At 70.1% G+C, this 696-nt stretch carries 1 protein-coding gene; it reads right to left on the bottom strand.

What is annotated here, in order from left to right; genetic code table 11:
• Window positions 1-696: amidase family protein (locus AC1DWF_RS34785; RefSeq protein ID WP_476843029.1), on the bottom strand; the 696-nt coding region annotated here is incomplete at both ends.

Here is a 696-nt window from a genome sequence, read left to right as displayed (position 1 = left end):
ACATTGGCGTGCATGTTCGGGCCGCAATCACCGGGCCGGGTCCGCACGCGCTCGGCATTGCCGCTCAGGATGCCGGTGGAGCGCAGCACCTCGAAGGCCTCGTCGCCGCCTGATACATCGGGATGGGCGTCCGCCGCGCGGGTGAACATCGGCGCGATCGCGGCCACCACCTTCTGGAAGGCGCGGCGGACGATGCTCTCGGTCGGTGCCTGCCCGAAATCCTCGGTATAGGCGAGCTTCAGCGAGGCAAGGTCCGCCGGCGCGACCGGGTGATAGAGCTCCGGCACCTCGCGCATCTTCTTCCCGGAGAAGCTGTAGGCGAGCGGGTCGACCGCGTCGTCGCTCGCCATGGCCGACATCATCAAAGCGAGATCCGGGACGTTGCGCGCCATCGGCCCCAGCATGGGCAGCGGCGACCAGCCATGCGGGCGGCGTGAGCTCGGCACGAGTCCCGAGGAAGGCCGGAAGCCGATCACGCCGTTGAAGGCCGCGGGGTTGCGCAGCGAACCGCCGGTGTCCGAGCCCGAGGCCAGCGGCACCATGTTGGTCGCCAGCGCGACGGCCGAGCCGCCCGACGAGCCGGCCGCATTGAACTCGGGGTCGAAGGCATTGCCGGTCGCGCCCCAGACGAGGTTGCGGCTGTTCGCCCCCAGGCCGAATTCCGGCACGTTGGTCTTGCCGAGGATGACGCCGCCC

It is taken from the genome of Aminobacter sp. P4_D5 (genome assembly GCF_056401815.1).
Note: the sequence above shows the minus strand (reverse complement) of the source record. Positions and strands in the feature narration are given on the sequence as shown.